Below are 15,949 nucleotides of genomic sequence, written 5' to 3'. Positions count from 1 at the left end.
GCCCCTGACCGCATAATGGACCGAACCAGCGGCAAGCGATACGAACGCTGAGGCCACGAGAGCCCTCCCCACAAGTGCCCGCTCCATGGCCTGCTCCTTGGTCGTCCGATTCTCCGACCGGACGGCTGCCCCTACTGAGAGCAGCGCGCGAAGATCGCGTCGCAATGGTTTTCGGCCCCCAACCATGCAGGCACCGACTCGTATCGCACATCGGTCACGCGGCCGTCCTTGAGCGTGACCGTCGCTCGACAACGATGGGGTATATCCCGTGGACCGCTCGACTTCGCGCCGGGAACCGAGAGTTCGACAAGTTCAGCTTCCTCCTGGTACAGCATCGCGGTCAGACCATCCGAGATGGTCTCTCTTCTCGGCGCACCGGCGCAGGCCAGAAGCTCCTGCTTCGTCTTCCCCTTCAAGACATCCGCCATCTTCACGGCGTCAGAACGATCCGACGGACCACCGGCACAGGCCGTGAGCAACAACCCCGTCAGCGCCAGCAGCCCCATCTTCGTGAGCCGGAAAAACCTAACAGAGAAGGGGAGCGTTATCGTATTCATGCCGGTTTATCCAACTTCTCGATGCCCAACGCTTTCAGGATCACTTTTTCATAGTAGGGCTCGCTGATCCCGCGTTTCATCTTATGGAGGAAATATTTCTCCAGCCCGATCTTGGCCAGATGAACCCACTTCCCCTTCTTCGCCCAGGTCACATTTCTCGGCGCCATCTGCGGCAAGGCCACGAACGCGACGCCCGTGTCCCCCATGTCGGCCAGGCAGATGGCATTCCATGTCGCGGTATCGCGCTTGGGATCGTTCTCGATATCGGCCTTGATGTTGTGGACCGCCGCGGAGACCATCGACTCGATCATGTAGCCGGTCTTGGGTGCGCCGGTCGGGATGGGGGTCACTTCGACCGGTGGAATCGCCACGCAGACACCGACCGAGTAAATATTCTTGTACTTAGGATTGGCCTGATAGGCATCGATGTTCACGAACCCTTTGGGGTTACACAAGCCAGGCGTACCGGCCACCGCATCCACCCCGGCGAACGGCGGGATGAACATGGAGTAGCGGAACGGAATTTCCTGTCCATCTTCCAGCAGCACCTTGCCAGGCTGGACTTCTTTGATCGAACTATTTGGAATCGGCTTGATGGAATGTTCGGCGAACTCGTCCTCCATGAGGCGGCGCGAAGCCCCCACTCCGGCCAATCCCATATGTCCGATGTACGGTTCCGGCGTCACGAAATAGATCGGCACTTTCTTCCGGAGCTTCTTTTTCCGAAGGTCGGTGTCGAGGATGAACGCCATCTCATAGGCCGGTCCGAAACAGGACGCGCCCTGAGCCGCCCCGACGACGATGGGACCGGGATTCTTGAGGAAAGCCTGATACGAGCCCCAGGCCTGCTCGGCATGGTCCACATTGCAGATGGATTGGGTATAGCCGCTGGGTCCCAGTCCCGGGACCGCGCCGAAATTCAGCTTGGGACCCGTCGCGATGATCAGATAGTCATAGGGCACCTCGCCTTTGGCGGTGACGACGCGATTCTGTTCCGGCTCGATCCGGTCCGCCGTGGCATGAACGAACTCAATCCCTTTCTTGGCCAAGACAGGCGCGATCTGAAAACTGATGTCTTTCCTGGTACGCCATCCGACCGCGACCCAGGGATTCGACGGCACGAAATGAAAGGACTCGACATTGGAGATGACCGTGACCTTGTGTTTCTTCGCGAGAAACGCCCGTGCCTCATAAGCCGCAGGCAGTCCACCGATCGATGCGCCGATGATCACCACTCGTGCCATGGTTCACCTCGTTACACGTTAGGCATAAATCGTTGTTCGCAAGACTCGCTTTTCAAAGTTTTTCCCGTTTCACGGTTCACTTTTTACGGTTCACGTTCTCCGTCGGACAGGTATTGATTCCCAATAGGGTCCAGGCCGGGCAGAAACCGATGGCGCCCGTGATCAACATGACTGTCCCCACCACCAGCGCGATACCAGTTCCTACCGGGGGCAACCCGGCAAAGCCGCCGATCCCGAGCAACGCAATCCCCAAAACAATCCGAATCGGTCGTTCCACTCCCCCTACATTGCATGTCATGACTGCACCTCCTTGGTTGGGCTGAAGCGATCAGCCTTCAGCTGGTAGCCATCAGCGTTCAGATTAAAAGACTGTCGGCTGATCGCGATCTTGATGGGTATGAGTCATTGTTCGGGAAATGGATTCAGCCTTTTTGGGCTTTGCTTTCGACCATTTTTTCGGTTGAACCTTCATGCTGATAGCTGAATGCTGACGGCTGACCGCTACTTATCCACTCCGAATCGATACATGTCATGGCACGTCGTGCAGCGGGCCGTCATGCTGGAGAGGCGCTGGAGAATCTGTTGTGGAGTCTCTTTCTGGACGACCGCATCCGCAAGAGCATCCATGTCCCGATGAATCGACATACCCATTTGCTTGAACGGAAGCGGCAATTTCTCCATGAGCGCCGGATTCACGTCCGCCGCCATGCCCATTCCTGCCGAGCGGGCAGCCTGTTCAATCTGCGTTCGATCCGCCGCCTGATCCTGACCGGCCAAGCCAGTCACGACACCATGGACCGCCTTCAGGAGCATCCGCATCTCGCCCAGGATCAAGTCACGCTCTGCCGGGGCTAAGACGATTTGCGTCCGCCCATCCGTGCCAGGCACCGTCCATCCCCGCACAAAGAACCATCCACCAGCCACCATCGTCACGACCCACAGCCCCAACATGATCCGGCAGAGGGTCGATCTCATCGGAGCCCGCTTCCCATGCCGCCGGCTGCTTCGGGAGCGAGCGTCCGCACATAGGCGAGCACATCCCAAATCTCATCGTCCGTGAGTGCTTCTCTCCAGGCCCCCATTGCAGTATTTTTCTTGCCGTCATGCACACTCTTGAACAACCTCGCATCCAGCTTTCCTTGAACCGCGGGGGACGTCAGATCGGCAACCGGAGGCGTAAACTTCATTGGCCCATCGCCCTTCCCGTCGATCCCATGACAACGGAGACAAATCGTCGAAAAAATAACTCTACCGCTGAGCACATCACGCTCCGGCTGAGAGACGTTCAATTCTTTCAGGCTCGCGCCCCCGGCGAGCGCCAAGAGCACGGCTCCAACCAGTACAATTTTCATTTCATTGCCTCCTTGCCTTCCTACCCGTTGAATATCATTGCGAGCGAGATGCCAGGCAAGCGTGGCCAAGTGTGCTGAGTAAACATGCAAACAAACAATGAGTTAAGAGAGAAGAAGGAAAGATGGCGAGGGCTGAGCGCCGCAAGTGTCGAGAAAGACCCCGTTGGGAATCTGATCACTGTCGCAAGATGCTACAGCCAGGAGAACGTCAAACGTCAGCGGTCATTCGTCGTAACGACTCAGGTAGATAGGCCGAAGGCTTTTAGTCTTCCGCCTGAACACCTGAGTAGATACCATTCGTCAATCGGCTCATCTTTCGACAGTCGTGAGCTGGGACTGGCTCCGCTTCAGAGCGGTGCCTGTCCCCCTTCTTGTTCCACCCCCTTCTTGCTCCAGGCAACCGCGTGCAGACCGTAGGTCGGGCGTCTCAATAAATCCATACTCGTGCCTAACCCTATCCCTTACAAAATCCTCTAAACATAGATACTCATAGTCTGTAGACGTATCGTCATCATCTATTGATATTGCAACCATGAACCGAGACCTCAAACGCTTCGGAATGCGAGTTCGAGAGCTTCGGCAAGCGTCAGGCCTATCCCAGGAAGCATTGGCAGAACGCTCTGGGCTTCACCGAACGTATGTTGGCGGCATCGAACGAGGCGAACGAAACGTTGGAGTTCTGAACATTCTCAAGCTCTCCTTGGCTTTACGGATACACCCCAGTGATTTTTTCGCGGATCATTGAGGCTTAATCGGAATCGAAAAATGCGATCCTGTAACACAAGATATCTTCGCCACGAGAATTCACTCGATGTATGCGGACTATCCGTAGACATGATCGGGAAGGCAGTCACCTACGTTTATGAGATTCTTGATTCCATCGATGAGAAACTCATAGAGGCTGGAGGCGAACGCTTATCCGAGCTGGTCGAACTAGCAAATCTTTCAGCAATCATCGGAAACCTTTATCGCGGTGGAATTGTTAGAGCTTCTGAAGGTCGTTTTGCTGCGAACGCGCCTCATACATACCCTGACTTGCTCGGCCAAGGTGCAGGATGCAAAAACATTGAGATCAAAGTGGCGCTAGAAAATAACAAGCCAAAAGGCCACCTTATTAAGCCAGGCCCCCACCTAACGCTTAGATACGTGTTAGGTGATGCTGAAGGAAACCACCATAGAGGAAAGAGCAACAGGGGAAAAGTACCTTGGATTTGGGAAGTTCGCGTTGGCTCTCTGAAGAAGTCTCACTTTAACTTCAGTAACACAGAAGGCGATAGCGGGAAGACCGCGGTAATCAATGCCGAAGGCATGAACGCTCTTGGAATTGTGTACTGCGACCTTGATCGCTGTCCACTTTCTCCAAAAGGTGGTACATATAAAAAAACTACTTCGCTTTTCTCACGGCCTACCTAAAAGGCAGATTCAACCTGAGGCTGCCAAGCATCTCGGGATTTCTTAGGTCGACCATTTTTCACATTTTCCTCGCTACTAATAATAGCTTCAGCAATTCGTTGCCCCAAAATGGGCGGGACGGCATTCCCAATCTGCTTTACGACTTGTGCTGTTGTGCCGTGAAACTGATAACTGTCTGGGAAGCTCTGAATGCGGGCACCCTCGCGAGGCGTAAGAGCACGATCCTGATATGGATGGATGCAGCGGTTTGATGCAGGATGCACGAAATTAACCGTTAAAGTTGTGCTTGGCCTATCAGGATTGAGTCGGCTGTAGCATGAACTGAAACCGCTTTTGACCATACCCTGCGGCAGAGCAGAAATGTTGCTTCCTGCGTGACGTATTATTTCGAGCATCTTTGCTGAGTGATTGGTTGCCCTGTGCAAAGTAAGGAGGTTTGATCCGGCTCTCAGTTTTCGCTGATACTCAGTCCGAGTCGGCCCAATATACCCTGAGGCCTCCCCACCAGCAGGTATTGGCGGCAGATCATCGATGGCCTCCATCAGAGTGACCGCGGGCGGGAGGTCGGGACAGAAGAGAGGGCCCTCAGTTCGAATAACTTCTGGCCGCGATCCAGCCATGCTTTTATGTTCAGCGCGGTGAGAAGGATTTGGCCATAAAAATGGCACCCCTCTTCGATTTCCAACAATTACAACACGCTCGCGATGTTGTGCGACACCATACAAAGCCGCGTTAACCACACGCCATTCAACTGAGTAGCCCGCGCTACGGAAGCCTTCAAGGACGGCGCGAAGCCGTGAGCCGTTTTCATGGGTTAGTATTCCAACAACGTTCTCAAAAACGAACCACTCTGGACGCAAGTGATTGATGACCAATACATAATGCTCGACTAATGAATTCCGAGGATCGCCCTCTGTCAGATTTCGGAAGGGGCGAATCGATGAGAATCCTTGGCAGGGCGGTCCACCCACAACAACGTCAACATGCCCTGTTAGCTTGTGTATCTCGTGAAGAGAATATGCACGCAAATCTCCGGCAATACCAGTTGCATAGTGATGGTTGGCCATAAATGTCTTGATACGGTCAGGGAGCAGATCTATTCCACATGTGGTGATGAACCCTTCTGACCGTTCAAATCCATATGAAAGACCACCGGCCCCACAAAAAACATCCAAGACTCGTCTAATCCCACTGGGAGGAACCGACTTACGACGAGTAACTTCACCTTTGCCAGCCTCAGCAGTTGTGTATCCCTCACCTGGGGTAGCAAATTCAGCGTGGATCTCCTGTGCACTGAGAAGCTTATACGGGCTGATCTTAAGAACCTTTCCCAATCTTTTTGCTGACTCAGAATCCGGCAACTCGAGCCCACGTTCCCATTTTCTGAGTTGCGTCTCTCGGACGCAGGCACGCAGTGCGACCTCGCGCTGTGGAAGTCCGAGCTCCAACCTTCGTGATCGCATGTCGAAAATATTTTCACGCATGGAAGTTATGTCAACCAATTAATAGGCCTTGGTGAATGCATGATACTCAAAGTCTTCGCTGTGTCAAGGTGCCAGATTTTGATTTGGAAATTACTTCCAAATTGCGAAGAGTACAGTGAGTCTGTCTTGTAAAGAATGCAACCAGCCGACGGCGAAGTCGGTTAGGGTCGTGTGTCTGGCACTCCCAGATCACATAAACCGCATACCCGCTTTTTCGCAGAGTATTTGTGACTCGACGATCCCGAGCCTTGTTTCCTTTGATTTTCGCCAACCAAGAAGTACGATTTCTTTGTGGCACCGTGGCGTATCGACAGTATGCATGGCCATGCCAGAAACATCCATGCACAAAAACAGCCCAGCGATGCTTTTTGCTGCAGAAGTCAGGGCTTCCATCAAGAGACCTAAGCGAGTTGGAAAACCGCACCCCAAGTGTTCGAATCACAGCCTGAACTCTTTGTTCAGGGCCAGTCGCTATTTGCCGTACCCGCTTCATGCGGGCTGAAGTTGTCGGATCGGTCGGCCACCTGTTCCTCATGGTGGCGTGAATGGCTCCAGACACCTTTCTCCTTTCCGACTTGAAAAGTCCTTGTGCTTCTCTTTCGGCAAGAGAGAAACTAGTTATTCTATTTTTCGCGCTTGCAATGAATTCATCGGCGACAGGTCCGTTCAACCTTACTGCAATGTCGCGAGCGTACTGGCAATCAGCGCCTATACCTCTTCTTCTCAGTCTGGCCTAGCAGAATCCCCACTACCCACGTCCGCTCCATTACGACTTATGTCTCAATAATAGCCTGGCCGATCTTCGAATGCACACGTCGAACGAGGCTACAGATGATCACTCCAAACTCGCTCGTCATTTCTCAGGGGATGGGGGCTGATTGATCTTCCATTGCGCGCGTCCAACGAGGGTAGTCCGCGACCGCGCGTTGCGCGAGCACAGAAGATCATCAGCCTCTATCCCCTCATCCATCCATTCCGGGAAGGGAACGGGAGAGCCGCTCGAATTCTCGCTGTGCTTATGGGGCTACAGGCGGGGTTGCCCGCTCTTGTGTTCGACAAGTTATCTGGCAGGAAACGGCGCCAGTATTTTGCTGCGGTGCAGGCGGGACTAGATCGCAATTACGATCCCATGACCACACTATTTACCGCGGTGATCGAGAGGACTTTACAGGTGCACGAGAAGAGGTGAGACGTTCCGAGGTGTTTGGGTTAGAGCGCAAATCGGCGGGAGTGAGCTTCACTCCCTCGATATCCGTAGAGGTAGACACGGTCATCTGAAACATCGCACGGCGCTTGGCAGGATCAAGGAGGTAGGGATTGGTCTTGGTCAGTGAGCGTTTCAACATACAATCAGTATAGCATGGTCAGTGTAAGATTCGCGGGTTGCCTCACTCCAGCAGGCTGCGGAAAAACCATTTCGGCTCAGCAGAACGTCGATGGTCGACATCTGTGAGACAACAGGAGAACCTTCCCGGTAGGATGCTCAAAACGTTCGTCCAGCAAGGCCGCAGCCGATGAAAGCACCGGAGGCGTAGCCTCTGGGCTACGTTGAGGATGCTTTCGAGGTGAGAACGAAGCTGGCGGGCGTTTTCAGCATCCGCCATTTCCCGCATCCTGCTATCGGATCGTCGCTTCCAAGCTGACGTTGGCCTTCATCGAGTTGGAAATCAGGCAGTTCGCTTCGGCTTTCTCGATCAGCTCCTTCGCCTTGGCCGCATCGGCATTCGCCGGGAGCGTGATGGTCGGCTTCAACGTGATGGTCGTGAACTGAAACTTCCCCTCGACCAATTCCAGCTTTCCTTCAGCCTGACTCTCGTAGGAGGTAAAGACCAGACCGGCTCGCTCCGCCACCGACAGGAACGTCGTCATCAAACAGATATTGGCGGAGGCGACGAATAGATCCTCCGGCGACCAGATGCCGTCGTGCCCTTTGAACTCCGGCGGCGTCGCAACTTGAATATCCGGTTTACCGGCGCAGGAGATGACTCCCTTGCGCTGCTCCGTCCATTTCACTGCCGTGTGATACAGATAGACTTTCGGCTTCACATCCATGATTCCTCCCAGTTCCTGCTATCAGCTATAGGCCATCAGCTCTTCGTTACGGTTTGATGTACGCCCACCCCTGCTCCTGCAATTCCATCAGGCGCACCACGGCCGGCATGGTGCGATCCACCTGATCGATCAAATCGGCCCTCGTAAGCCCTTGAGCCTTCATCGTGTTTGAACAGGCAGTATACGAGACCCCATAGGAGGTCTTCAGCCTCGCCAGCTCTTCGGCCAGCTTCGTATCCTGTTTCGTGAACAACGACAGTCCAGCTCCATGGGCGACGAGTTCCACCATCACTCGTTCGGCGCCCAATGCCTCATAGAGATTCTTGATGTTGTTGAGCGCTCCCTTCTGCACCTTCTCCTCTCCGCTATTCAGGTGCATGACCACGCGATGGATCTTGCTGCCGGCCTCTGGTCCCTCTGCGCTCTGCACCGGTTCCACACGGCAGACAAGACCGGCCAACAGCATCAAGCCGACGAAACCGACAACAGTGGCATATCGAGACATAACCATCCCTCCTTAAACCTCAGTTCACTCCCGACGACTCGGTAGCCGCCTGCTTCTGACCTGCCTCTTCTGTCGGCCCCTGAGGGCGGGACCATTTCATCAGACTGACATAGAGAACCGGGATCACGACCAATGTCAGCAGGGTCGAGGCGCCGACTCCGAAGAGCAGCGAGACCGCAAGTCCCTGAAAGATCGGATCGAGAATGATGACGAAGGCCCCGACCATCAGCGCCGCCGCGGTCAAGAGAATCGGGCGCGTGCGGATGGCTCCGGCCCGGATCACCGCTTCCTGCAACGGCCAGCCCTCCCGTCGTTGCAACTCGATGAAGTCCACCAATAAAATTGAATTGCGCACGATGATACCCGCCAGGGCGATGAACCCGATCATCGACGTGGCGGTAAAATATGAGCCGGTCATCCAATGTCCCGGCACGATGCCGATCAACGTCAGGGGAATGGGCGCCATGATGATGAACGGCGTGAGAAACGACTGGAACTCGCCGACGATCAAGAGATAGATCAGCAACATGGCGATGGCAAACGCAATCCCCATGTCCCGGAAGGTCTCGTAGGTGATCTGCCATTCCCCGTCCCACTTCACCGCCACACGGCTCTCGGACCAGGGTGCCTTTGCGTAGTGCTGTTCGATCTCATAACCTTCCGGCGGGCGATAGGATTTCAGCCGGTCACCGATCCCGAGCACCCCGTACACAGGACTCTCCGCTTTCTCCGCACCGGGCCCTCCGACGTCGCCGACGACATAGACCACCGGCTTCTGGTTCTTGTGGTAAATGGCCTTCTCTTCGATCGTCTGTTCCAACCGCAAGAGTTCCGACAACTGCACCATTTCACCGGTCGGCCGCCGCACGGCAATTTCGCCGAAATGCTCCAATCCGGTCCGCTCCGCCTGCGGCAGCCGCATGACGATCTGAACCGGACTTTTCTCTTTGGGAATATGCACCAGGCCGATCTTGTCCCCGCCAAGCGCCATACGCAACGTCCTCACGATATCGTCGGACGGAACCCCCGCCAGCGCCGCCTTCGCATGATCGACGGTAAAGACATATTTGATCTGATCGTGCTCCATGAAATCGTCCACATCCACCACCCCGGGGGTCGCCTCGAACATGGCTCGAAGTTCCTTAGCCACAGCCCGTTGCCGATCGTAGTCCGGTCCATAGACTTCCGCCACCAGCACCGATTGCACGGGAGGCCCCGGTGGCACTTCCACTACCTTCACGTTCGCGCCAAACTGACGGCCGATCTCCTGCACGGCCGGCCGCACCAGCCGGGCGATCTCATGGCTCTGCGCCGACCGCTGATCCTTGGGCAACAGATTCATCTGAATATCGGCTTGATGGCTCCCCTCCCGGAGAAAGTAATGCCGGACCAGGCCGTTAAAATTGAACGGCGAGGCCGTCCCGACATAGGCCTGATAATCGCGGACTTCTGGAATCGTGCGCACATATTGGGTCACGGCCTTCGTGACTCGCGCCGTTTCTTCCAACGTGGTCCCTTCCGGCATGTCGACAACAACCTGCAATTCGCTCTTGTTATCGAAGGGCAGCATTTTGACCGTCACGCTCCTCGTATAGAACAGCGCCACCGATGCGACGAGCAGCAAGCCGACCAAGGCCAGAAACCCATAGGCTAGCCATGGGTGGCGGAGCAGCGGCGTGAGGACTCGCTGATAGAACCGGTATGTCCAGCCGTCTGTCACATCGTCTTGCTCCACGCCCTTCATCACCACACCTGCGCGATAGCAGGTCTGACAAAACCAGGGAATGACGATGAAGGCGACCAGCAACGAAAAGAACATGGCGATCGACGCGTTCACCGGTATCGGCCTCATATAGGGGCCCATCAGGCCTGAGATAAAGGCCATGGGCAGGAGGGCCGCGATCACGGTGAAGGTGGCCAGGATCGTGGGATTCCCCACTTCGTCCACGGCATAAATGGAGGCTTCGCGATGGGGAAGACGACGCATAGTCAGATGCCGATAGGTGTTCTCCACCACGACGATGGCGTCATCGACCAGGATGCCGATCGAAAAGATCAGGGCGAAGAGTGTGACCCGGTTGATCGTGTAGCCGATCAGCATGGAGGTAAAGAGCGTGAGGGAGAGCGTCACGGGAATGGCCAGCGAGACGACCATCGCCGGCCGCACGCCCAGGGTCAGCCCGAGAAACAGCACCACCGCCGCCACCGCGATCAGCAGATGCCACAGCAATTCGTTCGCCTTGTCATCGGCCGTCTCCCCGTAATCGCGCGTGACCGTGACGCGCACGTCTGACGGGATGATCGTGCCTTTCAACTCATCGACGGTACGGAGCACCTCGCGGGTGACGGTGACGGCGTTCATGCCCCGCTGCTTGGCGACTGCCACGGTCACGGCAGGGGACTCGTGAAGCGTATCTCGTGAAGCGTCGCTCGTGCGGCCCGTTTCACGATCCCCACCGGCGCCCAGGCCGAACCAGACGTATCGCGTGACGTCGGAAGGACCATCGATCACGTCTGCGACCTGACGGAGATAGATCGGCCTGCCATCGCGAACGCCGACCACCAGCGCTTCGAGATCTTCGCGCGAACGAATAAAGCGGCCGGTTTCCAGCACATACTCTTGGTTTTGACTTTGGAAACGGCCGGCAGGCAGCGCCAGATTCTCGCCCCTGATTACTCCGGCCATGTCGAGCGGCGTCACCCCATAGGCACGCATGCGGGCCGGGTCGATCTGAATACGCAGTTCACGCGGGCGTCCGCCGACAAAGAATCCTCCGGCCGTCCCAGGCACCTTCTTCACGTGTTCGAGCACATGCTCCGCCAGTTGCTGGAGCTGAGCATCGCCGTAGCGGTTGCTGGAGAGGGTTACTGTGACAATCGGCACATCGTTGATGTCCCGCGGCTTCACGAGGAAGGTCCCGGCGCCCGGCGGAAACAGATCCTGGTTGGACATGAGCTTGTCGTAGAGGTCGACGAGACTCTGCTCCATCGGTTCACCGACGTAGAACCGCACAATGATCAGAACACCGCTGGGCCGGGAGATCGAATAGACATATTCGACTCCGCGAATCTCGGAGATCTTGCGCTCGAAGGGTTTGGTGAGTTGTTCTTCGACGACCTTTGCTGACGCGCCGGGAAATGACAGGAAGACGTCGGCCATCGGCACGACGATTTGCGGTTCTTCCTCTCGCGGTGTGACGACAACGGCGAACACCCCGAGCAACAGCGCCCCTAATAAGATCAGAGGCGTGAGCTTGCTCCCGATGAACAGACCGGCGAGACGTCCTGAGAGACCGACGTGGGTGGACATGATGACTCGTGATGCGTGAACGATGACGAGGGAAGCGGCCTTCCTGTCGCCCTATCTCTGCTCACTGCGAGCGGGGAAGCCTGTTACCGCGTCACGGCTTCGATCCGAGCCCCCTCAATGCCAGTACTGGCGTCCGCAAGCAGCCGTTCTCCGGCTGTGACCCCGGACAGGATCTCGATCGACTCGCCCACCGTGCGGCCCAGCTTGACCCAACGTAGGCGGGCCAACGAATCGGGCCCGACGATATAGAGGCCCGTAAGCTCGCCTCGCTCTATGACTGCAGCCCTCGGAACAACCAGCGTCTGGCCGGTTCCCTTATCCACCAGCATGCGCCCGAACATGCCGGTCTTCAGCCCGGGCGTCGGAGGCAGCTCCACCTTGACGAGGAACGTATGGGTCGCTGCGTCTCCCGCTGGAAGGATCTGCGCCACCGTGCCGGGCAACGTCTTAGAACCGAGCGCATCGATCATGACCGGGATCGTCGCGCCACGCGAGAGCGCCTGAAGGTCTCCTTCTGCCACGGTCGCTTCCAGACGTAATCGCTGCGGGTCTTCCATTTTCAGGAGCGGCTGTCCTGGGGAGGCAATCTCGCCGGCCTCGATCTTCTTTTCCGTGATGACCCCGTCGAACGGCGCCGTGACGATGGTGTAGCTCACCTTCGTGAGAGCAGCCCGCCGGCTGGCCTCGGCCACTTTGAACGTGCGATCGGCGTTCTCCTTCTCCTGCTTCGAGACTGCATCCTCACCATAGAGTTGCTTCATGCGATCGAGATGCGCGCGAGCATTCTCAGACTCTGCTTGCGCCCGGGCGAGTTCCTCACGAAGGTCACGGCTGTCGAGGACCACCAACGTCTGGCCCTTCTTTACGATCATGCCCTCTCGAACCAAGAGCTTGTCCACCGTGGATTGGACTTGGCTCGACAACGTCGCCTGTACCAGCGCTGTGATCTGCCCCGTGACTTCGACACGTAGCGGAACTTGAACCGTCTGCACCTCTGTCACCGCGGCCTGGATCGGTGCAGAAACTGTGGGAGTCCGCGCCGGTTGGACCGGCTCCTCCCGAGAGTTACAGGCTGTGATCGAAACAACCATCATGACGGCAAGCACGAGCCGGTACATGAGCAGATTCTCTCCCTCTCTAGTCACGACATCCATCCCAACGACCCGCATATGAATTATTCCTGCACACCCAGCCAACGTAAGAAGGCCATCATCGGACACCAGCCGGTGAATGCAGACTGGATCTGGTTCACCGCCACAAACACCGCGGCATAATTCCAATAGGGATGGACGGTGGCCCCAAGGACAATCGCCAGCAGGACAAAGAGCCCGGCAATCAACCGCAACCATTCATTGAGCTTCATCGAATCACCTCCCGGTTTACGCTACCTGTATGATCGACGGGAGCAGGAAAGGATTCACCGGTTGGTCAGCCCCTGTTGTGATAGTCGTCTCGGTCAGCAATATCAAGGGGCTACAGTGGAACGCCGTAGCAACACCGGCCCTCTCAATAGACCACATGCCGGTAAAAGATCTTCTTGGCGAACTCGGCCGCTCCCACATAGGCGATCACGATGCAGAGCAAGGCCGCCAGGAACGATGCCGGTAACGGCACAAACCCCAGCGGTCCGCGCAGCGGAGTATAGGGCAAGAGCAGCGTCAATCCCACCACCGCGAGCGTCGCTGCCAGCAAGCCCCGGCTCGGTTTGCTGCGCATGAACGGCCGCCGGCTCCGCACGACCAGCACGATGACCGAAGCGGAGATCACCGACTCCACAAACCACCCGGTTCTGAATTCCTCGACACCGGCTTGAAGAAACCAGAGCAACACCCCGAACGTCAGATAGTCGAAGATAGAACTCACTAAACCGAACGTGAGCATGAACTTTCTGATGAACGCGATATTCCACCGCCTGGGCCGATCGATCAGCTCTTCATCCACACGATCGCCGGCGATGGTCATTTCCGGAATGTCGGTCAGGAGATTGGTCAATAATATTTGCTTGGGCAGTAGCGGCAGAAAGGACAGAAAGAGCGAAGCCCCCGCCATGCTGAACATATTGCCGAAGTTCGCGCTGGTCGCCATGAAGACGTACTTCAACGTATTGGCGAACGTCCTCCGCCCTTCCTGGACGCCTTCGACCAAAATGCCGAGATCCTTTTCCAGCAATACGATATCCGCCGCCTCTTTCGCCACATCCACCGCACTTTCGACGGACACGCCGACGTCCGCCGCATGTAAAGCCGACGCATCGTTGATCCCATCGCCCCCATAACCAACGACATGGCCTGCCTTCTTCAAGGCCAGGATGATCCGTTCTTTCTGATTCGGCTCGACCTCGGCAAACACATGGACGTCATTCACGCGCGACACCAGCGCTTCGTCGCTCATTTTCCGCAAATCCTCGCCGGTCAACAGATGTCCATTCATCAAACCTATCGCCTGTCCGACATGGGCCGCAACGAGACGATTGTCGCCAGTCACGATTTTCAACGTGACACCCAGCCCCTTGAGACGACCGATCGTTTCCGGGACATCGGCCTTGATGGGATCTTCGAACACCAGAAACCCCAAAAACGTCATGCCCGCCTCGTCGTCCTTGGTGATGCCCTCTCGCGCGCCCATCTCCCGCGAGGCAAGCCCGAGCACCCGCCATCCCTGGCCGGCCCACTGCGCCATCTGCGCTTGGATGGCATCCCGCACGACCGCCAACTCAACCACTGTGCCATCCGCATTCTCGGCGGTTGAACAGACCGCCAACACATTCGCCAGGGCGCCCTTGGTCACCAAGAGATGCGTGGTCGGCGTCGCCACTAATACCGAGAGTCGTTTGCGAACGAAGTCGTAGGGTTCTTCATCCAATTTCCGATAGGGAGAGAGATCGAACGGTCGAGCGGTGCGAATGGCTTCGTCGATCGGGTTATGAAATCCGGTTTCGAAACTCGCATTCAGCGCGCCGTGCAAGAACACTCGCTCGCTCGGATTGCCCGCGATGTCGCAGGCGGACTTCAGCCGGACGAGCCCCTCGGTCAATGTCCCTGTCTTGTCCGAACAGAAGACGGTCATGCTCCCGAAATTTTCAATCGAGGCCAAGCGTTTGACGATCACTTTCTGTTGCGCCATGCGCTTGGCCCCATGGGCCAAATTGATGCTGATGATCGCCGGCAACAGCTGCGGAGTGAGACCGACCGCGAGGGCAAGGGAGAACAGAAATGCTTCGAGCACAGGCCGGGCCAGATACACGTTGACCGCAAAGATGGCGACGACCAACACGACGGTTACTTCCAAGAGCAGATACCCGAATTGCCTGATGCCTCGCTCGAACTCCGTCTCGGGAGGCCTGAGCTGTAACCGGCCAGAGACCTTCCCGAATTCCGTATCCGACCCAATGTGCACCACGACTGCCGTACTGTTTCCACTGATGACATGGGTCCCTAGAAAGAGGCTGTTCGTCCGCCGCCCCAAGGGAATATCGGCAGGCAGGACGCCGCAGACTTTTTCGGCCGGATAGGTTTCGCCCGTGAGCGCCGCCTCGTCCACAAAGAGATCTTTCGATTCGAGCAGGAGACAATCGCCGGGAACCGTGTCGCCCGCTCTGAGCAGGACGACATCCCCCGGCACGACCTCATCGACCGGCACAGCGACCTGACTTCCGTCACGCCACACATCGGCTTTGATCTGCACGATCGCGAGCAAGCTGGCCACCGCTTGGTTTGCGCTTCGTTCCTGCCAGAACCCGAGCAGACCGCTGGCGAGCACGATCAGGAGAATGATCGCCGTGTCGGTCGGATCCGCCAGAAAGAACGCCAGCCCCGCGGCGGCCAGGAGGATGAGGATGATCGGGCTGGTAAATTGCCGGAACAGCAGCTCGTAAGTGGACAGCCGGCTCTTCGGCTTCAACAAGAGATGCGCATCGCGCAGATGACGCCGTCGCGCCTCATCGCCCGATAGGCCCTGGGGGGCCGTTTCAAGCTGCCGCAGCACCTCGGCCGATGAACGGCTCCAAAAACTCCACGTATCTGACATCGTGAG

Annotated in this window: 16 protein-coding genes; 3 read left to right on the top strand and 13 right to left on the bottom strand. The window is 56.7% G+C overall.

The genetic code is table 11. The features are described from left to right. Positions 1–131: 131 nt before the first annotated feature. The 5 genes from Q7U76_07050 to Q7U76_07030 all read right to left on the bottom strand — a co-directional run bounded on the left by Q7U76_07050 (position 132) and on the right by Q7U76_07030 (position 3,153). The gene (locus Q7U76_07050; protein MDO8356128.1) at positions 132–557 is read right to left on the bottom strand and encodes a hypothetical protein; all 426 of its coding nucleotides are present in this window, start codon (positions 555–557) and stop codon (positions 132–134) included. After that, positions 554–1,801 (bottom strand): FAD/NAD(P)-binding oxidoreductase, encoded by a 1,248-nt coding sequence (locus Q7U76_07045; protein MDO8356127.1) that lies wholly within the window; start codon positions 1,799–1,801, stop codon positions 554–556. Before Q7U76_07045 ends, Q7U76_07050 begins: the two co-directional genes overlap by 4 nt. Before the next feature lie 76 nt (positions 1,802–1,877). Next, on the bottom strand, positions 1,878–2,099 hold the full coding sequence (locus Q7U76_07040) for a DUF2892 domain-containing protein (protein MDO8356126.1): 222 nt from the start codon (positions 2,097–2,099) through the stop codon (positions 1,878–1,880). Between the two features lie 203 nt (positions 2,100–2,302). Next, positions 2,303–2,776 (bottom strand): hypothetical protein, encoded by a 474-nt coding sequence (locus Q7U76_07035; protein MDO8356125.1) that lies wholly within the window; start codon positions 2,774–2,776, stop codon positions 2,303–2,305. Beyond that, positions 2,773–3,153 (bottom strand): cytochrome c, encoded by a 381-nt coding sequence (locus tag Q7U76_07030; GenBank protein MDO8356124.1) that lies wholly within the window; start codon positions 3,151–3,153, stop codon positions 2,773–2,775. Before Q7U76_07030 ends, Q7U76_07035 begins: the two co-directional genes overlap by 4 nt. Before the next feature lie 532 nt (positions 3,154–3,685). Between Q7U76_07030 and Q7U76_07025 the strand changes: the two genes are divergently transcribed. Further along, positions 3,686–3,898: a helix-turn-helix transcriptional regulator gene (locus Q7U76_07025; protein ID MDO8356123.1), complete on the top strand. Its 213-nt coding sequence runs from the start codon at positions 3,686–3,688 to the stop codon at positions 3,896–3,898. An 89-nt stretch (positions 3,899–3,987) separates the two neighbouring features. Beyond that, positions 3,988–4,566, top strand: a complete 579-nt coding sequence (locus tag Q7U76_07020) for a hypothetical protein (GenBank protein MDO8356122.1) — start codon at positions 3,988–3,990, stop codon at positions 4,564–4,566. Here Q7U76_07020 and dcm read toward each other — a convergent pair. Together dcm and vsr are read right to left on the bottom strand one after the other, a co-directional pair. Next, positions 4,563–6,050 (bottom strand): DNA (cytosine-5-)-methyltransferase, encoded by a 1,488-nt coding sequence (dcm, locus tag Q7U76_07015; protein ID MDO8356121.1) that lies wholly within the window; start codon positions 6,048–6,050, stop codon positions 4,563–4,565. The genes Q7U76_07020 and dcm overlap by 4 nt on opposite strands. Before the next feature lie 46 nt (positions 6,051–6,096). Then, positions 6,097–6,585: a DNA mismatch endonuclease Vsr gene (gene vsr, locus Q7U76_07010; protein MDO8356120.1), complete on the bottom strand. Its 489-nt coding sequence runs from the start codon at positions 6,583–6,585 to the stop codon at positions 6,097–6,099. Positions 6,586–6,939: 354 nt separating this feature from the next. Between vsr and Q7U76_07005 the strand changes: the two genes are divergently transcribed. Continuing rightward, the gene (locus tag Q7U76_07005; protein ID MDO8356119.1) at positions 6,940–7,239 is read left to right on the top strand and encodes a Fic family protein; all 300 of its coding nucleotides are present in this window, start codon (positions 6,940–6,942) and stop codon (positions 7,237–7,239) included. A 428-nt stretch (positions 7,240–7,667) separates the two neighbouring features. On the opposite strand, the gene Q7U76_07000 is transcribed toward Q7U76_07005, so the two are convergent. The 6 genes from Q7U76_07000 to mgtA all read right to left on the bottom strand — a co-directional run bounded on the left by Q7U76_07000 (position 7,668) and on the right by mgtA (position 15,943). After that, complete coding sequence (locus Q7U76_07000) at positions 7,668–8,102, bottom strand: OsmC family protein (protein MDO8356118.1); 435 nt, start codon at positions 8,100–8,102, stop codon at positions 7,668–7,670. A gap of 46 nt (positions 8,103–8,148) precedes the next feature. Further along, positions 8,149–8,607 (bottom strand): DsrE family protein, encoded by a 459-nt coding sequence (locus Q7U76_06995; GenBank protein MDO8356117.1) that lies wholly within the window; start codon positions 8,605–8,607, stop codon positions 8,149–8,151. A 19-nt stretch (positions 8,608–8,626) separates the two neighbouring features. Further along, the gene (locus tag Q7U76_06990; protein MDO8356116.1) at positions 8,627–11,917 is read right to left on the bottom strand and encodes an efflux RND transporter permease subunit; all 3,291 of its coding nucleotides are present in this window, start codon (positions 11,915–11,917) and stop codon (positions 8,627–8,629) included. 83 nt (positions 11,918–12,000) lie between these two features. After that, the gene (locus tag Q7U76_06985; protein MDO8356115.1) at positions 12,001–13,086 is read right to left on the bottom strand and encodes an efflux RND transporter periplasmic adaptor subunit; all 1,086 of its coding nucleotides are present in this window, start codon (positions 13,084–13,086) and stop codon (positions 12,001–12,003) included. Between the two features lie 5 nt (positions 13,087–13,091). Further along, entirely contained in the window at positions 13,092–13,280 is a 189-nt protein-coding gene (locus Q7U76_06980; GenBank protein ID MDO8356114.1) for a DUF2892 domain-containing protein, read from the bottom strand. Positions 13,281–13,423: 143 nt separating this feature from the next. After that, complete coding sequence (gene mgtA / locus Q7U76_06975; protein ID MDO8356113.1) at positions 13,424–15,943, bottom strand: magnesium-translocating P-type ATPase; 2,520 nt, start codon at positions 15,941–15,943, stop codon at positions 13,424–13,426. Positions 15,944–15,949 lie beyond the last annotated feature (6 nt).

Source organism: Nitrospirota bacterium (assembly GCA_030645475.1).
In the GTDB taxonomy this organism is placed as follows: Bacteria; Nitrospirota; Nitrospiria; order Nitrospirales; family Nitrospiraceae; genus Palsa-1315.
This window is presented reverse-complemented; position numbering and strand designations above follow the sequence as displayed.

Excerpts from the sequence above, each read along its gene's own strand:
- Q7U76_07040 (MDO8356126.1), bottom strand. The coding sequence starts at position 2,099 with ATGACATGCAATGTAGGGGGAGTGGAACGACCGATTCGGATTGTTTTG.
- Q7U76_06985 (MDO8356115.1), bottom strand. The coding sequence starts at position 13,086 with ATGCGGGTCGTTGGGATGGATGTCGTGACTAGAGAGGGAGAGAATCTG.
- Q7U76_07050 (MDO8356128.1), bottom strand. The coding sequence starts at position 557 with ATGAATACGATAACGCTCCCCTTCTCTGTTAGGTTTTTCCGGCTCACG.
- dcm (MDO8356121.1), bottom strand. The coding sequence starts at position 6,050 with ATGCGTGAAAATATTTTCGACATGCGATCACGAAGGTTGGAGCTCGGA.
- Q7U76_07000 (MDO8356118.1), bottom strand. The coding sequence starts at position 8,102 with ATGGATGTGAAGCCGAAAGTCTATCTGTATCACACGGCAGTGAAATGG.
- Q7U76_06995 (MDO8356117.1), bottom strand. The coding sequence starts at position 8,607 with ATGTCTCGATATGCCACTGTTGTCGGTTTCGTCGGCTTGATGCTGTTG.
- Q7U76_07020 (MDO8356122.1), top strand. The coding sequence starts at position 3,988 with ATGATCGGGAAGGCAGTCACCTACGTTTATGAGATTCTTGATTCCATC.
- Q7U76_06990 (MDO8356116.1), bottom strand. The coding sequence starts at position 11,917 with ATGTCCACCCACGTCGGTCTCTCAGGACGTCTCGCCGGTCTGTTCATC.
- Q7U76_07025 (MDO8356123.1), top strand. The coding sequence starts at position 3,686 with ATGAACCGAGACCTCAAACGCTTCGGAATGCGAGTTCGAGAGCTTCGG.
- mgtA (MDO8356113.1), bottom strand. The coding sequence starts at position 15,943 with ATGTCAGATACGTGGAGTTTTTGGAGCCGTTCATCGGCCGAGGTGCTG.
- Q7U76_06980 (MDO8356114.1), bottom strand. The coding sequence starts at position 13,280 with ATGAAGCTCAATGAATGGTTGCGGTTGATTGCCGGGCTCTTTGTCCTG.
- Q7U76_07045 (MDO8356127.1), bottom strand. The coding sequence starts at position 1,801 with ATGGCACGAGTGGTGATCATCGGCGCATCGATCGGTGGACTGCCTGCG.
- Q7U76_07030 (MDO8356124.1), bottom strand. The coding sequence starts at position 3,153 with ATGAAAATTGTACTGGTTGGAGCCGTGCTCTTGGCGCTCGCCGGGGGC.
- vsr (MDO8356120.1), bottom strand. The coding sequence starts at position 6,585 with ATGAGGAACAGGTGGCCGACCGATCCGACAACTTCAGCCCGCATGAAG.
- Q7U76_07035 (MDO8356125.1), bottom strand. The coding sequence starts at position 2,776 with ATGAGATCGACCCTCTGCCGGATCATGTTGGGGCTGTGGGTCGTGACG.